This is a genomic window from Stenotrophomonas sp. GD03777 (assembly GCF_029842485.1).
In the GTDB taxonomy this organism is placed as follows: domain Bacteria; phylum Pseudomonadota; class Gammaproteobacteria; order Xanthomonadales; family Xanthomonadaceae; genus Stenotrophomonas; species Stenotrophomonas sepilia.
The window spans coordinates 60,826-78,960 of record NZ_JAOCGL010000006.1; the positions used below are offsets into that span (position 1 = coordinate 60,826).

The following is an 18,135-nucleotide window of genomic DNA, read 5'->3' on the forward strand; positions in this document are numbered from 1 at the left end:
AGCTGGGGCGGTGTCGGATTGCGGGGTGTCAGCCGCATGGATGCGGCTGCCAAGCCTCCATGGACGGATTCACGGCGTCCCCGCAATCCGACACCGCCCCGCCCACCCACGGAATGCCGCTCTGGCTCTGGCTTTGGCTCTGGCTCTGGCTCTGGCTCTGGCTCTGGCTTTGGCCGTTGCCGTTGCATTGAGCAGGTGCAGGGCTGCAAGCCCTGCCGAAACCCTCCCCAACCATGACTGCAGTCACTTGCCCGGTTGCGCCGCGCTGGCGAAAGTCGAGGAGTGGACGTGATCGGTCCGGCGCGTTGCCGACCGCAAGCGAGAGAGAGAAACGCTGTGCAACGACGTGAGTTCCTGGCTTTTTCCGGCCTGGGCCTGGCCGGCCTGCTGCTGCCGCATTCCCGTGCCATCGCCGCCGAGCAGCTGCTGGCGCCGGTCGATACCGCCCAGCGCCGGCGCTTGGCCGAGGTCGCGCTGGCCACCGCACGCACGGCCAAGGCCAGCTACTGCGATGTGCGCATCGGCCGCTACCTCAACCAGTCGGTCATCACCCGCGAGCACCAGGTCGGCAATGTGACCAACCGAGAATCGTCCGGCGTGGGCGTGCGGGTGATCGTCAACGGTGCCTGGGGCTTTGCTGCAACCCATCAGCAGACCGAGGCCGCCGTGCGCGCGGCAGTCGAGCAGGCGGCGGCAATCGCCCGCGCCAACGCCAGCATCCAGACCCGGCCGGTGCAACTGGCGCCGACGCCGTCGGTCGGCGAGGTGCGCTGGCAGACCCCGATCCGCAGGAACGCAATGGCGGTGCCGATCCAGGACAAGGTCGAACTGCTGCTGGCGCTCAACGCCGCCGCGCTGAATGCGGGTGCCGACTACATCAATTCCACCCTGTTCCTGGTCAACGAACAGAAGTACTTCGCCTCCAGCGATGGCTCGTTCATCGACCAGGACATCCACCGCATCTGGCTGCCGTTCACCGCCACCGCCATCGACAAGGCCAGCGGCAAGTTCCGCACCCGCGCCGGTCTGTCCTCGCCGATGGGCATGGGCTATGAGTTCCTTGATGGCGATGCGCGCGGCAAGGTGCATCTGCCGGGTGGCATCACCGCCTACCGCGATTCCTACGACCCGGTCGAGGACGCCATCGCCGCTGCCCGCCACGCCCGCGAGAAGCTGAAGGCGCCGTCGGTAAAGCCCGGCAAGTACGACCTGGTGCTGGACCCATCCAACCTGTTCCTGACCATCCACGAGAACGTCGGCCACCCGCTGGAGCTGGACCGCGTGCTCGGCTACGAAGCCAACTACGCCGGAACCAGCTTCGCCACGCTGGACAAGCGAGATGCCGGTTTCCGCTGGGGCAGCGACATCGTCACCTTCTTCGCCGACAAGACCCAGCCGGGCAGCCTCGGTGCGGTCGGCTACGACGACGAGGGCGTCAAGACCCAGCGCTGGGACCTGGTGCGCGACGGCATCCTGGTCGACTACCAGGCCACCCGCGATGAAGCCCACATCCTCGGCCGCGATGCATCGCATGGCTGCAGCTATGCCGATTCCTGGTCCAGCGTGCAGTTCCAGCGCATGGCCAATGTCTCGCTGGCGCCGGGCAAGCAACCGCTCAGCGTCGCGGACATGATCAAGGACGTGGAGAACGGCATCTACATCCACGGCCGCGGTTCGTATTCGATCGACCAGCAGCGCTACAACGCGCAGTTCGGCGGCCAGCTGTACTACCAGATCAAGGACGGAAAGATCGCCGGCATGGTAGAGGATGCGGCCTACCAGATCCGCACGCCGGAATTCTGGAATGCCTGCACGGCCATCTGCGATGAACGCGACTTCCGCCTGGGCGGTTCGTTCTTCGACGGCAAGGGCCAGCCTGGCCAGGTCTCGGCGGTCTCGCACGGTTCGTCCACCACCCGCTTCAACGGCATCAACATCATCAACACCGCGCGCAGTCTCGGCGCTTGAGCCACCCATCCTTCGATATGGAGAGCAGCCTTGCAAAGACGTGACTTCCTGGCCCTGACCGGGCTTACCGCGGGCGGGCTGATCATGCCCTCCTTCTTCGGCAAGGTGATCGCCGCCGAGCAGCTGCAGAGCACGCTGGACCTGGGGCTGAAGAAGCGCCTGGCCGATGCGGCGCTGGCTGCCGCCCGCCAGGCCGGTGCCACCTACTGCGACGTGCGCATCGGCCGCTACCTGCGGCAGTTCGTGATCACCCGCGAAGACAAAGTGCAGAACGTGGTGAACACCGAGTCCACCGGCGTGGGCATCCGCGTGATCGTCAATGGTGCGTGGGGCTTTGCCGCCACCAATGCGCTGGGCACCGCCGACGTGGCCAAGGCGGCGCAGCAGGCGGCCGCGATCGCCAAGGCCAATGCCGGCGTGCAGACCGCACCGGTGCAGCTGGCCAAGGCACCGGGCGTGGGTGAGGTGAGCTGGCGCACGCCGATCCACAAGAATGCGATGGAGGTGCCGATCAAGGACAAGGTCGGCCTGCTGCTGGACGTCAACGCCGCCGCAATGGGCGCCGGTGCCAGCTTCGTCAACTCGATGCTGTTCCTGGTCAACGAGCAGAAGTACTTCGCCTCCACCGATGGCTCCTACATCGACCAGGACGTGCACCGCATCTGGGCGCCGATGACGGTCACCGCCATCGACAAGAGCAGCGGCAAGTTCCGCACCCGATCGGGCCTGTCCTCGCCGATGGGCCTGGGCTACGAATACCTGGACGGCGCCGCCGCGGGCAAGGTGGTCAGCCCGAATGGCGTGGTCAACTACAGTTCTTCCTACGACATGAAGGAAGACGCCATCGCCGCCGCCCGGCAGGCGCAGGAAAAGCTGAAAGCACCGTCGGTGAAGCCGGGCAAGTACGACCTGGTGCTCGACCCGTCGCACACCTGGCTGACCATCCACGAGTCGATTGGGCACCCGCTGGAACTGGACCGCGTGCTCGGCTACGAAGCCAACTACGCCGGCACCAGCTTCGCCACCCTGGACAAGCGCGAACAGCGTTTCCAGTATGGCAGCGAGCTGGTCAACATCTTCGCCGACAAGACCCAGCCAGGCAGCCTCGGCGCAGTGGCATACGACGACGAAGGCGTGAAGTGCAAGCGCTGGGACCTGATCAGCAACGGCAAGCTGGTGGACTACCAGACCATCCGCGACCAGGCCCACATCCTCGGCAAGACCGAGTCCGACGGCTGCTGCTATGCCGACTCGTGGTCCAGCGTGCAGTTCCAGCGCATGGCCAACGTGTCGATGGCACCGGGCAAGAAGCCGCTGAGCGTGCCGGACCTGATCAAGGACGTGGAGAACGGCATCTACATCATCGGTGACGGTTCGTTCTCGATCGACCAGCAGCGCTACAACGCGCAGTTCGGCGGCCAGCTGTTCTACGAGATCAAGAACGGCCAGATCACCCGCATGCTGGAAGACGTGGCCTACCAGATCCGCACGCCGGAATTCTGGAACGCCTGTACCGCCGTGGCCGACGAGCGCGACTACCGCCTGGGCGGTTCGTTCTTCGACGGCAAGGGCCAGCCGGGACAGGTCTCGGCGGTCTCGCACGGCTCGTCCACCGCGCGCTTCAACGGCATCAACGTCATCAACACCGCACGCAGCCTCGGCTGACCGGTCAGGAGCCCTTACACATGAGTATCTTCACCGAAGCCCAGGCCAAGGCCATCCTCGACAAGGTCATCGCCCTGTCCAAGGCCGACGAGTGCACCGCCGTGCTGGCCGGTGCAATCAGCGGCAACATCCGTTTCGCGCTGAACAATGTCTCCACCAGCGGCATCGTCGACAACACCGAACTGGCGGTCACCGTCGCCTTCGGCAAGCGCGTCGGCACTGCCTCGATCAACGAGTTCGACGACGCCGCGCTGGAACGCGTGGTACGCCGTGCCGAAGACCTGGCCCGCCTGGCCCCGGAGAACCCGGAGTTCATGCCGGCCATCGGCAAGCAGAGCTACCGCGCCAGCCCGACCTTCAGCGAATCCACCGCCGCGATCGATCCGGCCTTCCGTGCCAAGGTTGCTGCCGATTCGATCGCCCCGTGCCGCGGCCACGGCCTGGTCGCCGCCGGCTTCCTGGAGGACGGCCAGGGCTTCCAGGCCACCGCCAACAGCAACGGCAACTTCGCTTACCAGCGCACCACCAACTTCGATTACACCTGCACTGTGCGCACCGAAGATGGCCGCGGTTCGGGCTGGGTCGGCCGCAACCTGAAGGACGCGGCGGACTTCAAGGCTGACCAGGACATCCGCATCGCCATGCGCAAGGCCACCGAATCGGCCGAAGCCAAGGCACTGGAACCGGGCAAGTACACGGTCATCCTGGAGCCGGCCGCAGCGGCAGGCCTGATCAGCTTCATGATGAATTTCTTCAGTGCACGCTCGGCCGATGAAGGCCGCAGCTTCCTGTCGAAGAAGGGCGGCGGCAACAAGCTGGGCGAGCAGGTCTACGATCCGCGCGTGACCATGATCGCCGACCCGTGGCATCCGGATGCACCGGTGCTGCCGTGGGACAACGAAGGGCTGCCGCGCGAACGCATGGCCATCATCGAGAACGGCAGGATCGCCAATCTGGACTACTCGCGCTTCTGGGCGCAGAAGCAGGGCAAGACCGCCAAGGCCTCGCCGGGCAACCTGCTGATGAGCGGTGGCGACAAGAGCACCGCCGAGCTGGTGCGCGGCACCCAGAAGGGCATCCTGGTCACGCGTACCTGGTACATCCGCATGGTCGATCCGCAGACCGTGCTGCTGACCGGCCTGACCCGCGACGGCACCTTCTACATCGAGAACGGCCAGATCAAGTACCCGGTGAAGAACTTCCGCTTCAACGAGTCGCCGGTGATCATGCTCAACAACATCGAAGAGCTGGGCAAGCCGGTGCGGGTGGCCGGTGATGAATCCAGCTACGTGATGATGATCCCGCCGATGAAGCTGCGCGATTTCACCTTCACCTCGCTGTCCGACGCGGTCTGATGGATCGCCGGGCCTGCCTGCGCTGGTTGGCCGCTGCCGCTTCGGCGGCGGCGCTGCCGGCCTGGGCACAGGCAGGCCCGCGCAGTTCGCGCTATGACTTCTGGTTCACCCGCCTGCAGTACGACTCCGGTGACTGGGACGTGGACGCGCGCATGCCATCCAACCTGATCACCTCGCTGATCGACTACACATCGCTGCGCGTGGACCCGCAGGAACACGTGGTGGCCCTGGCCGACCCGCGCATGCTGGAAGCGCCGTTCTGCTACCTGGCCGGGCACACGCTGGTGGAGTTCAACGCCGCCGAACGGCAGAACTTCGTGCGCTACGTGCGAAATGGCGGCTTCGTCTTCGTCGATGACTGCAACCATGACATCGACGGGCTGTTCGCCACCTCGTTCGAGGCACAGATGGGCCGCCTGTTCGGTCCGAAGGCATTGCAGAAACTGCCCAACAGCCACGCGCTGTACCGCAGTTTCTTCCGCTTCCCGGACGGTCCGCCCGCCACCAGCTTCGAACTCAACGGCTGGGGCGACGACCTGGTGCACGACTATCTGAAGGGCATCGAGGTCGATGGTCGGCTGGGCCTGCTCTACAGCAACAAGGACTATGGCTGCGAGTGGGACTACGACTGGCGCAACAAGCGCTTCCTGGCCGAAGACAACACCCGCTTTGGCGTCAACATCGTGATGTACGCGTTGAACAATTGACAGGACCTGCACGCCCATGAATTCCTCCGACCTCGATTCCCTGCTGCCGCGCCTGGATGAACTGCGCGCCGCGCTCGCACGCGCGGTGGTGGGCCAGCACACCGTGGTCGAGCAGCTGCTGATCGGCCTGCTGGCCGGCGGCCACTGCCTGCTGGAAGGTGCGCCCGGGCTCGGCAAGACCCTGCTGGTACGCTCGCTCGGCCAGGCATTGGAACTGCAGTTCCGGCGCGTGCAGTTCACCCCCGACCTGATGCCCAGTGACATCCTCGGCACCGAGCTGCTGGAGGAAGACCATGGCACCGGCCATCGCCATTTCCGCTTCCAGCAGGGCCCGATCTTCACCCACCTGCTGCTGGCCGACGAACTCAACCGCACCCCGCCCAAGACCCAGGCCGCACTGCTGGAGGCAATGCAGGAACGCACCGTCAGCTACGCCGGAACCACCTACGCGCTTCCCGCTCCGTTCTTCGTGCTGGCCACGCAGAACCCGATCGAGCAGGCCGGCACGTACCCGCTGCCAGAGGCACAGCTGGACCGCTTCCTGCTGCACGTGCTGGTGGATTACCCCAGCGAAGACGAGGAGCGGCGGATCCTGGAACAGACCACCGGCGGTGCCACCGACGCGGTGCCGAAAGTGATGGATGCCGAGGCGGTGATCGCCCTGCAGGGGGCTGTGCGGCAGGTGCATGTCAGCCCCGACGTGCTGGCCTGGATCACCCGCCTGGTGCGCGCCAGCCGCCCAGGCGAAGGCGCCCCGGCGGCGATCAACCAATGGGTGAAGTGGGGCGCCGGTCCGCGCGCCGGCCAGTCGCTGGTGCTCGCGGCAAAAGCGCGCGCACTGCTGCAGGGCCGCTTCGCCGCCACCCGCGAGGACGTGCAGGCGCTGGCCGCACCGGTGATGCGCCATCGCCTGCTTCTGTCGTTCGCCGCCGAGGCCGAGCAGAAGCGTGCCGACGACGTGGTCGCCGCCCTGCTGCAGGCCGTGCCGTTCCCGGGTTGAGCCACGCGTGAACGCCGGTACCCCGCTGACCTTGCCTCCGGAACTGCGTGCGCGCCTGCGCCTGCTGCGGCTGCGGCCGCGCCTGGCCAGCGGCGCCAGTGGCATCGGCCAGCACGCCAGCCGCAGCCGCGGTGCCGGCCTCGAATTCGCCCAGTACCGGGCCTACGAACCGGGCGACGAGCTGCGCCAGATCGACTGGAAGCTGTACGCGCGTTCGGACCGCTTCTTCGTGCGCGAATCCGAACGCGAAAGCCCGATCACGGTCTGGCTGCTGCTCGATGCCACCGCCTCGGCCGGCCAGGCCGATCGCGCGGCACCGCAGCGCACGCGCCTGGATCACATGCGCGGCGTGGCCGCCTGCGTGGTGGAACTGGCGCTGCAGCAGGGCGACCGTTTCGGCCTGCTGGCGATCAATGGCGATGGACTGCAGTTGGTGCCCGCAGCGAACGGCGCACGCCAGCGTGACCGCGTGCATCTGCAACTGCATGCCCTTCAGGCACGCGGCGGCTGGCCCGTGGCCGATCGCCTGCGCCCGCTGTGGGAGCGTGTGCGTCCGGGCGACCTGCTGCTGGCGATGGGTGATGGCTTCGACGCGGCCTGCATCGTGCTGCTGGAGCAACTGGCCAGCGCACGCCGTGAAGTGGCACTGCTGCAGATCCTCACCGCCGACGAGCGCGATTTCCCGTTCGACGCCGGCCATCGCTTCCGCGATCCGGAAACGGGCGAGGAACTGCTGGGCGATGGCGCGGCGATCCGCGCCGATTACCTGCAGCGCTTCGCCGACGCACGCAACGCATTGCAGTCGCGCCTGCAGGCCAGCGGCATCGCCAGTGCCACCGGCTGGCTCGACCAGCCGCTGGATCATCCACTGCAGGTGCTGTTCGGTCGTGGGGGCGGTGCATGACCCTGCTGTTCCCGTTGGGCCTGGCCGCGCTCGCTGCGTGGTTGCTGCCGCTGCTGATCCATCTGGCCCGGCGCCATCCGTACACGCCGCTGGATTTCGCCGCGCTGCGCTGGCTGCGTGCACAGATCCGCCCGCGCCAGCGCATCCGTTTCGATGACTGGCCGTTGCTGCTGGTGCGCCTGTTGCTGCTGGCTGCATTGGCCATGCTGCTGGCGCGCCCTGCGTTGGTCGGCCCTGCCCCGGTCCCCACTGCCTGGACGGTAGTGGCTCCCGGACTGGACGCGACCGCACTGCGCGGCACCGCCGAAGAGGGCAACTGGCACTGGCTGGCACCCGGCTTCCCCAGCATCGATCAGGCACCGCCGGCATCCAGCACATCGCTGCCCAGCCTGTTGCGTGAGCTGGATGCACAGCTGCCCGCCGGCACCGCGTTGACCGTGCACGTTCCCGATCCCCTGCCCGGTCTGGATGGCGCCCGCGTGCAGCTGTCGCGCGAAGTGCAGTGGCGGCCGCAACCGATACCGGCCACTCCGCAACCGAGTGCCGCGACGATGCCGCGTCTGCGCGTGCACAGCGATGCGCCGGCCGCCGCCCAGCACTGGGTGAACGCACTGCAGCGCGCGTGGGGCATGCAGGCGCCGCTCGCTCCTCTGTCGGCCGATGCCCTGCCCGAACGCGGCGAGATCGGCGTATGGAGCCGCAGCGATGCACTGCCGGCGAGCTGGCAGGCATGGCTGCGCCACGGCGGTCGTGCAGTGAGCGCCGGCAAGCCTGCTGGCGACGCCGGCATCCTGCTGCGCAACGCCGACGGCTCACCAGTGCTGTGGCAACAGCGCATCGGCCACGGCGTCCTGTTGTCACTGCCGGGCGACTGGGATGCCTCAGGCAACGCTGCGCTGCGCGACCCGCGGTTGCCGCGTGCCCTGCTGCTGGCGCTGCAACCGCCAGCGTCACCGCGCCTCGGCGATGCACAGGACCAGGCACCACGCCGGGCCGCACTGCCCGCCATAGCGCCCCCAGCGCGTGAGCCAACCACGTGGTTGCTGCTGGCCATCGTGCTGCTGTTCGCGCTGGAGCGCTGGATGGCCAGCAGTCGCCGGCGCAGGGGGGCCGCATGAACACCCTGCAGTACGCCTGGCAACGCGCACGCCGTCGCCGTGCACTCGTTACCCTGCTGCTGGGCCTGCCGTGGGCGCTGGCCGCGACGACGCTGGCGCTGCGCCTGGCGGGCTTCGATATCGCCTGCGTGGTCGGCACGGTCAGCGTGCTCGCCTGCGCAGCGCTCGCCACGGCACGTGCCCGCCAGCTGGACCCACAGTGGGTGCAGCGTCAGCTCGATGCCGGCGGTGCCAGCGAGGACAGTGCCGACCTGCTGTTCGCCGATATGGCAACGCTCAATCCGCTGCAGCAGCGCCAGCGCGCGCATGTGCTGGCCACGCTGGAGCGCGCGACACCGGACCTGCGTCCGCGCTGGCCGCGCAGGGCGTTGGCCCTGAGCTGGGTCGCAGGCCTGGCGATCACTGCGCTGGCATTCGGCTGGCCACGTTCCGGCCCCGGCTCCGCACCGGCGCGCACATCGGCGCCTGTCAGCATGGCTGCCGCCGGCCCGCTGCACCTTCAGTCCACCCGCCTGCGGATCGACGCGCCGGCCTATACCGGCCAAGCCACGCGCACCCAGAACGCGTTGGATGCCAAGGTCGCCGCGGACAGCCGGCTGTCGTGGTCGTTGCGCTTCGATCGCGCGCCGGACAAGGCATGGCTTCAGTTCCACGACGGCCGCCGGCTGCCGCTGAGCGAGCAGGATGGGCAGTGGCTGGCGCAGGATGTGGCGCGCGTGCCTGTGCTGTACCGCGTGGTGAGCGAACCTGCACTGGCCCAAACCCACCTGCATCGCCTGGATGTGGTCGCTGATCGTGCGCCCAGCGTGCGCGTGCTGGAGCCCGCCGCGACCCTGGTGCTGGGCACGCCCGGGCAACGCCAGTGGTCGTTGCGCTTCGAAGCCAGCGATGACTACGCCGTGGCCACGCAGGCAACGCTGTCGATCACCATTACCCAGGGCAGCGGCGAGAACATCACCTTCGTTCGCCGCAGTGTCGGCCTCACCGGCAGCGGCGAAGCGACTGCACGGCGTTTCGCGTACACCCTCGACCTGGCTGCGCTGGGCGCGCAGCCCGGCAGCGATGTCATCGCCCAGCTGGAAGTACGCGACAACCACGCGCCAACACCGCAGGCTGGGCGCAGCAGCAGCGTGATCCTGCGCCTGCCCAGCGCCGAGGTTGCACTCGGTGCCGAACTGGAAGGCCGCATCAAGAAGACGCTGCCGGCCTACTTCCGCAGCCAGCGGCAGATCATCATCGATGCCGAAGCGCTGATCCGGCAGCGACGCAGCCTCACTGCCGAGGACTTCGTGAAGCGCAGCGATGCGATCGGTGTCGACCAGCGCATCCTGCGCCTGCGCTACGGCCAGTTCCTGGGTGAGGAAAGCGAAGGCGCACCGAAGCCGCCGCCGACCAGCGACCTGCCCACCAGCGATGCGCCAGCTGCAGGCAGCCACGACACCGAGCACGAGCACAACCATGGCACCGAGGCCGGGGCACACGATGAGCATGGCCACGATCACGGCGGCAAGGCGTCCAATGCCGATTCGCCACCGGTGTTCGGCAGCGCCACCGATGTGCTCTCCGAATACGGCCACACCCATGACCATGCCGAGGCCGCGACCCTGCTCGACCCGCAGACCCGGGCCACGCTGAAGGCCGCGCTGGACCAGATGTGGTCGGCCGAAGGCGAGCTGCGCCAGGGCCGGCCAGAGCAGGCGTTGCCGTTTGCCTACAAGGCGCTGGGTTTCATCAAGCAGGTGCAGCAGGCCGAACGCATCTATCTGGCGCGGGTCGGGCCAGAGCTACCACCGATCGATGAAGGCCGTCGCCTCGGCGGTGATCGCGCCGGACTGGCCAGTCGTGAACTGCCGTTGGCCGCCCGAACCCCGCCCGACCGGGCCATCGTTGAAGCCTGGCAGCGCCTCGGTGATGACACCAGCGTGCCCGACCTCAATGCACTCGCTGCCTGGCAGCAGCACAGTGCCGCCTACCTGCCCGATGCACTGGATCTGGCCGCCGCCATCGAGCAGCTGCGCATCGAGCCCGGTTGCCACGACTGCCGCCTGCGCCTGCGCGCACAGCTGTGGCGGGCACTGCAACGTCCACTGCCACAGGCGATGCGGCGCAGTGCGGCCGATGCGATGGGCCAGCGCTACCTCGATGCGCTGGAGGCGCAGCCATGACCCCCTCCAGCCCGAACCTGTGGATTGCGCTGGCACTTGCTGTGGTCGTGGTCATCGCCAGCGTGCGCCAGTTGCGTGGAAGCACAGCGCACCGAGGTCGCCGCTGGATCGGCATTGCGCTGCAGATCGCCGCTGCCATGCTGCTGTATGTCTGCCTCGTACCCCTCAATCGCCAGCAGCCCGCAGGCGAGTTGGTCGTGCTGGGAATCGATGCCGACCGGGCTGGCGCACTCCCGGCCAGCGAAGGCCCACTGTTGCTGTTGCCCGAAGCTGCCGATGTGCCCGGCGCACAGCGCGTACCCGACCTGGCCACCGCGCTGCGCCAGCATCCAGCCTCCACGCTGACGCTGGTCGGTGCGGGCCTGGCCGCGCGTGACCGCGACGCAGTACTGCCACGCGACGTACGTTGGCAGCCGACAGCACCGCCGCGCGGCTGGGTCGCCTTGCAGCCACCGGCCGACGCCGCGCCCGGCGCACGCTTCGAGGTACAGGCACAGGCGCGTGGCGTTGCCAGGGCAAAGGCGGAACTGCTCGACCCGGCCGGCAGCGTGGTCGATCGCGCGGATGTTGCCGAAGACGGCCACGTTCAGTTGAGTGGCATCACCCGCGCCGAAGGCCGCAGCGTATTCCAGCTGCGCCTGCTCGATGCCGACGGCCATGTGGTGGACAGCGCACCGGTGCCGCAGCAGACCCTGCCGGCGGCGCCGTTGCGCCTGCAGGTGCGTGCCAGCGCGCCGGGCCCCGAACTGAAGTACCTGCGCCGCTGGGCAGCCGATGCCGGCATCCGCGTGCAGGTGCAGGCCGATACCGGGGCCGGCCTGAGCGTTGGCGACGGGGCCTTGCCGCTGGACGCGGCGTCGCTGGCGCGCAGCGATCTGCTGCTGCTGGACGAGCGCAGCCTGGCGGCATTGAATGCCGCCCAGCTGGCCGCTGTGCGGCAGGCGCTGCGCGAAGGACTGGGCGTGCTGGTACGCAGTGCGGGCGCCCCTTCGGCCAGCGCGCGCCAACGCCTGCACGATCTGGGCCTGCCGCTGCGGGGTGATGGCAGCAGCCAGGTCCTCGAACTTCCCGGCGACGGCGAGAGCGCGGTCCTCGCCGCACGACGTGGCCCGCTCGCCGCGGGTACGCTGCCGACCGGCTACGGCGAAGAGGCAGACCGCAGTTCGCACGACGCCGCGCTGCCCACACTGGAAGCACTGGCGCTGCAGGTACCTGGCAGCAACGCGCTGCTGCACGATCGCATTGGCAAGGCTGTCGGTGGCTGGCGCGCTACCGGCAAAGGCCGCATCGGCCTGCTGCCCATCACCGACAGCTGGCGCTGGGTACTTGCCGGCCGCGATGACCGCCACGGCGAACTGTGGAGCGGCGTGGTTGCCACGCTGGCGCGGGCGCAGGGCAGCGCTGAGGCGTTGTGGTCGCCACAGCCGATCAGCTGGGCGGGCGAACGGCAGGCGCTATGCGGCGTGCAGGCGCCGCTGCTGGCCTTCAACGCACGCGGCGAAGGCACGCCGCTGATCGTCGATGGCGCGACGTCAGACCTGCGCTGCGCGGGCTGGTGGCCGCGCGAGGCGGGCTGGCAGCGCCTGCAGCACGGCGACGCTACCCTCTGGCGCTATGCATTCGACCCGAAGGACGCGCCCGCGCTGCATCAGCAGGCAATGATCGATGCAACCACGCAGGCGCTGGCGGGCAGCTCCCCGGCAACCGCGTCGCTGATGCAACCCGTGCCGGGATCGCGCTGGCCGTGGTGGCTGGCGTTCGTGCTGTGCGCATCGCTGCTGTGGTGGCTGGAGCGACGGCGCTGATCCTGGGGTCAGAACCCTTTCGCCAGCGAAAGGGTTCTGACCCCACCGATCGGATCGCGAACGGCATCCACGCATGGCGTGGATCTACCAGCCCCACCCTCATGCGTCCTTCAACGCGTTCCCGCGCGCCGATACACGCCATTGAAGCGCACGTTCATGCCACCGCATTCGCTGTTGTCGGCCACGATCAGCACCTCACCCAGCGAGTGCACACGCACCCGGCACGTATCCTCGGCGAACTCGACATCGGCACCCTGCGGTGTGGCACGCGCTTCCACCTGGCCCAGGTTCGGCCCATACGGGCGCTGTTCCGGCGTGGGGTTGGCGGAGGGCCAGTAGGCGTCGCCATCCACGTGCAGTTGCCCCCCCTGCACGGTGATGCGCAGGCCGTTGTCGCCATCTTTCCAGTGGCCCGTCCAGTCCTGCAGCGTGGGCACGGCCACCGGCAACGGCTGCAGCTTGCTGCGGTCGACCCAGCCGGCGCTGCCGCCCACCTTGTTGGGGAAGAACGCGCAGCGGTAGCGGCCCAGGTCGCGACCGGTCACCACCGTATCGCCGCTGACCACATAGCTGCGCTGGCGGCAGGCCGGTTCGCCCTTGGCGGGGCAGCCCTCCATGTCGCCGAGCAGGTACAGGCGCGGTGCATCGACCACCCGCGCCAGCGCGAACCGGCTCTGTTGGGAGGGGAACGCGCCATTGCGGCAGGCGCCGCCATCGGCGATATCGGACGCGAACGCGGAGGCCGGCAGCAACGCGGCCAGCAGGCAGAATGAACGCAGGGACATGACAGCATTACCGGTGGGGGAGCCCGCAGGATATACCGGCCTACTTCACTGGCGCTGTGTCGCCGGCATCCTGCTCCTGTGAGAACCGCAGCGCGCGCTGCTGCTGTTCGGCACTGAGCTCTGGCGGTGGCCGCGCCACGGCCGCCTGGATCTGGTCGGGACCCCCGGTGAGTTTGTTGATGCCTTTGGCTGCCGCCAGCACACCCTTGACCACGCCCATCATGATGTAGCCACCGCCCATGCTGACCTGCTCCGGCGATGGCGGTTCGCTCCAGTCGCGGCTGAAACGGTTATCGCCGAACTTCACCGGGTTCTTGAAGCGGTACAGGTCCAGCGGCTCGTCATCGGGCTTGAGCGCACGCACTTCGCCGAGGGTGGTGACGTTGTCCTGCGGCAAGGTGGTGGAGATCGGTGCGGTGGGGGCAGACGGCGCATCTGCGGGGGGAACGGGTGCAGGATCGGGCACCGCCACCGGCGCGGCCTGCTGCGCCTGTGCGATGCCGGCCAGCAGCATGCCGGCCAGGAGTGCTCCCTGCGTTCCACGTCGTGCCACAGCCATCCACCCTGTTGGTTGTGTCCAGCGCCCAAGCATACGGATGCCGGCTTCAGATTTCGTTGCTGCACTGGCCGCTGTTCAGCCAAGGGAGATGCGGCCACACCACGGGACGCGAGCACTGAACGGTTCACGTCTCCGTGTGTGGTGTCTCACATCCTGAGACACGGATGTGGTGCCATGTGACCCCTCGCAATCCGTCCCGGCTCCCTCCCTCTTCCATGGCCTACGAACTCGCCAAGCGCACCGCCGATGCCGAGCAGAAGCTCGCCACCCGCGATGGCCTGCCCGCCCGCGATGGCGCGCTGCTCAGCGCGCGCCTGCAGCGCCGCTACCAGGACCGCATCACCGGCAGCTTCGCCATTCCCGGCCGTGAAGGCCGCTACGCGCCCGTTCCCGACTCGGTACCCCCGGCGCTGGCCGCTGCACTGAAGGCACGCGGCATCGAGCAGCTCTACAGCCACCAGGCCGAAGCCTGGGAGGCCAGCCAGCGCGGCGAGCACGTGGCCATCGTCACCCCCACCGCCAGCGGCAAGTCGCTGTGCTACACCCTGCCGGTGGTCAGCGCGGCCATGCAGGACAAGGCCAAGGCGCTGTACCTGTTCCCGACCAAGGCACTGGCCCAGGACCAGGTGGCCGAGCTGCTGGAACTCAATCGTGCCGGCGATCTCGGCGTCAAGGCCTTCACCTTCGACGGCGACACCCCCGGCGATGCGCGCCAGGCGATCCGCCTGCATGGCGACATCGTGGTGTCCAACCCGGACATGCTGCACCAGGCCATCCTGCCGCATCACACCAAGTGGGCACAGTTCTTCGAGAACCTGCGCTACATCGTCATCGACGAGGTGCACACCTATCGCGGCGTGTTCGGCAGCCACGTCACCAACGTGCTGCGCCGGCTCAAGCGCATCTGCGCGTTCTATGGCGTGCAACCGCAGTTCATCCTGTGCTCGGCCACCATCGGCAACCCGCAGGCGCATGCCGAGGCGTTGATCGAGGCACCGGTCACCGCCGTCACCGAATCCGGCGCGCCCACCGGGCCGAAGCAGGTGCTGCTGTGGAACCCGCCGGTGATCAACCCCGACCTGGGCCTGCGTGCCTCGGCGCGCTCGCAGAGCAACCGCATCGCGCGCATCGCGATCAAGTCCGGGCTGAAGACCCTGGTGTTCGCGCAGACCCGCTTGATGGTCGAGGTGCTGACCAAGTACCTGAAGGACATCTTTGACCACGACCCGCGCAAGCCGCCCCGCATCCGCGCCTACCGCGGCGGTTATCTGCCGACCGAACGCCGCGAGACCGAGCGTGCGATGCGAGCCGGCAACATCGACGGCATCGTCAGCACCTCGGCGCTGGAACTGGGCGTGGACATCGGCAGCCTGGACGTGGTCATCCTCAATGGCTACCCCGGCAGCGTGGCCGCCACCTGGCAGCGTTTCGGCCGTGCCGGTCGCCGCCAGCAACCCGCACTCGGTGTGATGGTGGCCAGTTCGCAGCCGCTGGACCAGTACGTGGTGCGGCACCCGGACTTCTTCGCCGAAGCCTCGCCCGAACATGCGCGCATTGCGCCGGACCAGCCGCTGATCCTGTTCGACCACATTCGCTGCGCGGCCTTTGAACTGCCGTTCCGGGTCGGCGATGGCTTCGGCCCGATCGACCCGGAAGTGTTCCTGGAAGCGCTGGCAGAGACAGAAGTGATCCACCGCGAAGGCGAGCGCTGGGAATGGATCGCCGACAGTTATCCGGCCAACGCGGTCAGCCTGCGCGCGGTGGCCGATGGCAACTTCGTGGTGGTCGACCGCAGCGACGGCCGCCAGCAGATCATCGCCGAGGTCGATTACTCCGCCGCTGCGCTCACGCTGTATGAAGGCGCCATCCACATGGTGCAGTCCACGCCCTACCAGGTGGAGACGCTCGACTGGGAGGGCCGCAAGGCCTACGTCACCCGTACGCATGTGGATTACTACACCGACAGCATCGACTTCACCAAGCTCAAGGTGCTGGACCGCTTCGATGGTGGCGTGGCCGGGCGCGGTGATTCGCACCATGGCGAAGTGCACGTGGTGCGGCGCGTGGCCGGCTACAAGAAGATCCGCTACTACACCCACGAAAACATCGGCTACGGTCCGGTGAACCTGCCCGACCAGGAACTGCACACCACCGCAGTGTGGTGGCAGCTGCCGCAGGCACTGCTGCTGCGCGCCTTCGCCAGCAGGCAGGATGCGCTCGATGGCTTCCTCGGTGCGGCGTATGCGCTGCACATCGTCGCCACCGTGGCGGTGATGGCCGATGCGCGCGACCTACAGAAGTCGGTCGGCAACGGCGATGGTTCCTGGTTTGCGATCGCCGACCAGAGCGGCCGTGGCCAGTTGCGCGGCAGCGAGGGTGATCCTGGCGTGGTCGAACTGCTGCAGGAATTCGTGCCCACTGTGTATCTGTATGACAACTTCCCCGGTGGCGTTGGCCTCAGCGAGCCGTTGTGGCAGCGTCAGGCGGAGCTGGTGCAGCGCGCGCGTGAACTGGTGCAACGCTGCGACTGCAAGGCCGGCTGCCCGGCCTGCGTCGGCCCGGTGCTGGCTGCACAGGAAGAGGATGAAACCTCGCCACGTGCGCTGGCATTGCGCGTGCTCGACCTGTTCGACGCCGAGGCCTGCCGGCACGTGCCCGACGTGGTGGCGTCCGCGCGCGACCCGATGGAGCTGCTGGCACCGTGAGCCTGAGCCTGGACAAGCTGCGCCTGCTGCGGAAGCAGGCCGGCGACCCTAAAGCGGCCACGCCGGCGGCGTCGGACGTTGCCCCTGCGCCACCGGCACCACCGGCCGCCAACGATGCGCAGCAACCACCGGCCGAGCGTTCGGTGTTCGCCTGGGTCGAGCAGGAGATCCGCCACAAGCCCACAGGTGCTGCGGCGGCCACATCGGCACACACACCGGCCCAACTGCGGCGGCCGGAAGTGGGCAGCCTGCATCGCCTGCTCGGCATGCGCTCGCGGAGCGGCGCCATGCCGGCACGTGCCAGCGCACAGGATCGCCAGCTGCCGGGCGAGGAAATCGCGCCGGGTCTGTTCCTGATCGAATCGCTGCAACCTCAGCCGATCCCAACTGCCCCGCTGTCGCTGGCCTTCGCCAAGCGCGAAGACCAGCACGTGGCTGCACGCGATCTGCTGTTCTTCGACACCGAGACCACCGGCCTGGCCGGCGGCACCGGCACCCGTGCCTTCATGATCGGCGCGGCCGATTGGCATGTGTGCCCGCAGCGTGGCGAGGGCCTGCGCATCCGCCAGTTGCTGATGGCCACCATGGCCGCCGAGGACGCGATGCTGGCCACCTTTGCCCGCTGGCTGCAACCGTCCACCGTGTTCTGCAGCTACAACGGCCGCAGCTACGATGCGCCGCTGCTGAAGGCGCGCTACCGGCTGGCCCGGCAGCCGGACCCGATCACCGCACTGGACCATGTCGACCTGCTCTACCCCACGCGCCGTCGCTATCGCGGCAGCTGGGAGAACTGCAAGCTGTCCACCATCGAACGCCAGCTGCTGCGCGTGGTGCGCGAGGACGACCTGCCCGGCTCGGAAGCACCCGGTGCATGGCTGCGCTTCCTGCGCGGCGGCGATGCGGTGAACCTGCGCCGGGTGGCCGACCACAATCACCAGGACGTGGTGACCCTGGCCATGCTGCTGCAGCGGCTGGTGCGCGAGGAACAGCGCGAGCGCGAGACACTGGCGCTGGTCGGGCAGTAATGACACCGGGCCGCGTTGACATGCCCTGACGGTGGCAGCGGTGACACTGCCACCACCATCCACGCCTGGAGCCCGACGATGCGCCTCAATCCGCTTGCCCTGCTTGCCATTCTGCCACTGGCCGCCTGCAGTCACGCCGGCGGCAGCACCGCCCCCGATCCCACGCCGGCGCCCGTGGCCGACGCCGCGCAGGAATGCAAGCCGGAGGCGCTCGAGGCCTTCACCGGCAAGACGGCTGACGAAGCCACCATCAAGAAGCTGGTGGCCGCCAGCGGCGCGCGCGGTGCACGGGTGGTCAAGCCGGGCATGGCGGTGACCATGGACTTCCGCCAGGACCGCGTGACGGTGCAGGTGGATGCGCAGAACCGGATCGA

The 18,135-nt window shown here is 68.2% G+C and carries 14 protein-coding genes; 12 read left to right on the forward strand and 2 right to left on the reverse strand.

Translation table 11 applies throughout. From position 1 onward, the window contains the following. Positions 1–336 precede the first annotated feature (336 nt). Genes N5E02_RS03090 through N5E02_RS03130 form a run of 9 tightly spaced genes read left to right on the forward strand, consistent with a single transcriptional unit; the run spans position 337 to position 12,687 of the window. Positions 337–1,968 carry a TldD/PmbA family protein gene (locus N5E02_RS03090; RefSeq protein WP_164093493.1) on the forward strand — a complete coding sequence of 544 codons (1,632 nt, stop codon included), beginning with the start codon at positions 337–339 and terminating at the stop codon, positions 1,966–1,968. Positions 1,969–1,998: 30 nt separating this feature from the next. Beyond that, positions 1,999–3,633: a TldD/PmbA family protein gene (locus N5E02_RS03095; protein ID WP_164093492.1), complete on the forward strand. Its 1,635-nt coding sequence runs from the start codon at positions 1,999–2,001 to the stop codon at positions 3,631–3,633. A gap of 20 nt (positions 3,634–3,653) precedes the next feature. After that, positions 3,654–4,988 (forward strand): TldD/PmbA family protein, encoded by a 1,335-nt coding sequence (locus tag N5E02_RS03100; protein ID WP_065178690.1) that lies wholly within the window; start codon positions 3,654–3,656, stop codon positions 4,986–4,988. Then, the gene (locus N5E02_RS03105) at positions 4,988–5,695 is read left to right on the forward strand and encodes a DUF4159 domain-containing protein (RefSeq protein ID WP_005421001.1); all 708 of its coding nucleotides are present in this window, start codon (positions 4,988–4,990) and stop codon (positions 5,693–5,695) included. The genes N5E02_RS03100 and N5E02_RS03105 overlap by 1 nt, the downstream gene beginning before the upstream one ends. Before the next feature lie 16 nt (positions 5,696–5,711). Beyond that, positions 5,712–6,695, forward strand: coding sequence for a MoxR family ATPase (locus tag N5E02_RS03110; RefSeq protein WP_235646189.1), 984 nt, complete (start codon positions 5,712–5,714; stop codon positions 6,693–6,695). Positions 6,696–6,702: 7 nt separating this feature from the next. Next, a complete protein-coding gene (locus tag N5E02_RS03115; protein WP_065178688.1) occupies positions 6,703–7,599 on the forward strand; it encodes a DUF58 domain-containing protein in 897 nt (298 codons plus the stop codon). Continuing rightward, positions 7,596–8,717 carry a BatA domain-containing protein gene (locus N5E02_RS03120; protein ID WP_164093490.1) on the forward strand — a complete coding sequence of 374 codons (1,122 nt, stop codon included), beginning with the start codon at positions 7,596–7,598 and terminating at the stop codon, positions 8,715–8,717. The genes N5E02_RS03115 and N5E02_RS03120 overlap by 4 nt, the downstream gene beginning before the upstream one ends. Then, a complete protein-coding gene (locus tag N5E02_RS03125; RefSeq protein ID WP_279945816.1) occupies positions 8,714–10,882 on the forward strand; it encodes a hypothetical protein in 2,169 nt (722 codons plus the stop codon). Before N5E02_RS03120 ends, N5E02_RS03125 begins: the two co-directional genes overlap by 4 nt. Further along, positions 10,879–12,687, forward strand: coding sequence for a hypothetical protein (locus N5E02_RS03130; protein ID WP_139726571.1), 1,809 nt, complete (start codon positions 10,879–10,881; stop codon positions 12,685–12,687). The genes N5E02_RS03125 and N5E02_RS03130 overlap by 4 nt, the downstream gene beginning before the upstream one ends. 110 nt (positions 12,688–12,797) lie before the next feature. Here the strand turns inward: N5E02_RS03130 and N5E02_RS03135 are convergent, their stop codons facing one another. Both N5E02_RS03135 and N5E02_RS03140 read right to left on the reverse strand, forming a co-directional pair. Further along, complete coding sequence (locus tag N5E02_RS03135; protein ID WP_065178684.1) at positions 12,798–13,472, reverse strand: hypothetical protein; 675 nt, start codon at positions 13,470–13,472, stop codon at positions 12,798–12,800. Positions 13,473–13,512: 40 nt separating this feature from the next. After that, a complete protein-coding gene (locus N5E02_RS03140) occupies positions 13,513–14,031 on the reverse strand; it encodes a hypothetical protein (protein ID WP_065178683.1) in 519 nt (172 codons plus the stop codon). Positions 14,032–14,246: 215 nt separating this feature from the next. Between N5E02_RS03140 and N5E02_RS03145 the strand changes: the two genes are divergently transcribed. The 3 genes from N5E02_RS03145 to N5E02_RS03155 all read left to right on the forward strand — a co-directional run. Further along, entirely contained in the window at positions 14,247–16,736 is a 2,490-nt protein-coding gene (locus N5E02_RS03145) for a DEAD/DEAH box helicase (RefSeq protein ID WP_139726570.1), read from the forward strand. Next, complete coding sequence (locus tag N5E02_RS03150; RefSeq protein WP_164230192.1) at positions 16,733–17,761, forward strand: ribonuclease H-like domain-containing protein; 1,029 nt, start codon at positions 16,733–16,735, stop codon at positions 17,759–17,761. Before N5E02_RS03145 ends, N5E02_RS03150 begins: the two co-directional genes overlap by 4 nt. 78 nt (positions 17,762–17,839) lie before the next feature. After that, positions 17,840–18,135 (forward strand): I78 family peptidase inhibitor (locus N5E02_RS03155; protein ID WP_279945817.1); only part of this gene is annotated, 296 nt, incomplete at its 3' end.